General features: G+C 58.5%; 3 protein-coding genes. All 3 read right to left on the bottom strand.

Features of this window, described 5'->3' with window-relative positions; translation table 11 throughout:
* The coding region (locus K8I04_13355; protein ID MBZ0072698.1) for a hypothetical protein at positions 1–274 on the bottom strand (274 nt) is incomplete at its 3' end.
* Between the two features lie 61 nt (positions 275–335).
* Positions 336–641: an antibiotic biosynthesis monooxygenase gene (locus K8I04_13360; protein MBZ0072699.1), complete on the bottom strand. Its 306-nt coding sequence runs from the start codon at positions 639–641 to the stop codon at positions 336–338.
* Between the two features lie 132 nt (positions 642–773).
* Positions 774–1,316 (bottom strand): hypothetical protein (locus K8I04_13365; GenBank protein MBZ0072700.1); only part of this gene is annotated, 543 nt, incomplete at its 5' end.

Here is a 1,316-nt window from a genome sequence, read left to right on the forward strand (position 1 = left end):
GGATGGCGCAGACCTGCTGCATGGCGTGCAGCGCAAGCATGGTTGTCGCATGTGCGTGCTTGGCCGCCAAAGTGCTGACTGAGCGAGCCTGAAGCAAGACGTGCGGCGCAAGCGTGTTGAGCGCGCCTGGACTGAGCGACAAGCTGGACGGCGCGTGCGCGGTACTGGCCGCGCAAGAGGAACAGGCGCTTGCCGGGGCGAAGCTGAAGGCCGAGTGCAGAAGCAGTGCCCATGCAGAATTATCCGGCTCTTTACTCTGCAAGTTTTTGAACACCAGCCGAGCCTAACGCCTGAATTAAGCCGCGCCGCGAAGCGGCGTCGGCTTGAATGAATTGTTAGGCACCACCGACGGGATGCCAGAACGAGATATCCGGCGGCCCCGCGAGGAAGGCGCCGGCGCTTTGGATGAAGGATTGAATGTGTGGTTGCTGCATGTGCGGCCCAAGAAAAGTCTCTTGACTTGGCCAGTACTCGATCAGCGTGAAGCGAGTCGGGTCGCTCGCGTCCTGGAGCATGGTGATGCCGCCGCAATCTGGCTCAATGGCTTGGACGGCAGCGATGAGAGTGTCAATCTCGCGTTTGGCTGTGTCCACGCGCTCCGGAAGTGCACGATAGCTGACGATTACGACTGCTCCGCTCATACGCGCCTCGATTAGGTTGATGTGGTGCCTAACGCCTGAGTTAAGCCGAACCGCGTAGTGGAGGCGAAGGCATGGCAAGCTTTTTCTGCCATGCCTTTGCCGTAACGAAGCGGTTTCGGCTTGAACGAATTGTTAGGCCGCAGGGTGGGGTGTTTGCCCAGCGACCGCGAAGAAAAGCCCAAAGAACAGCAGCAGATAGACCGCGAAGAAGACGAGCATGGCGTCGGAGAGCTTGGACAGGTAGCTGTCATCGAGCGTCTTGTGCTCCCGAGCAACTAGGAACTTGAGAGTGGCCCAGCCGCCGGCAATGTTATTGCGTAGAAAGAGCGACGGTCGGCCCATTGCCTCGTACTTTTGCGGGTGAGCCCGCTCAAGCCGATTGAATAGGAGCTTGATAAGCACGAACCACACAATGACCATGCCAAAGAGGATGGGAAAGAGCGTGACGGCGAGTGTTTGAGGGTTCATATGGATGCTTGTCTGCGGCCTAACGCCTGAGTTAAGCCGACCCGCTGCACGGCGGCAATAGAGCAAGAACATACCTGAAAAATTTGCCGCCGTGAAGCGGGTTCGGCTTGAACGAACTGTTAGGCTCGGACTGGCCGGTGTGTTGCTGCACCACCGTTTGCTGGAACTCGCTGCCACAGTGCTTGGATGGCGCTGACCTGCTGCATG

The sequence above is a fragment of the Gammaproteobacteria bacterium genome (assembly GCA_019911805.1).
GTDB lineage: Bacteria > Pseudomonadota > Gammaproteobacteria > Thiohalobacterales > Thiohalobacteraceae > JAHJQQ01.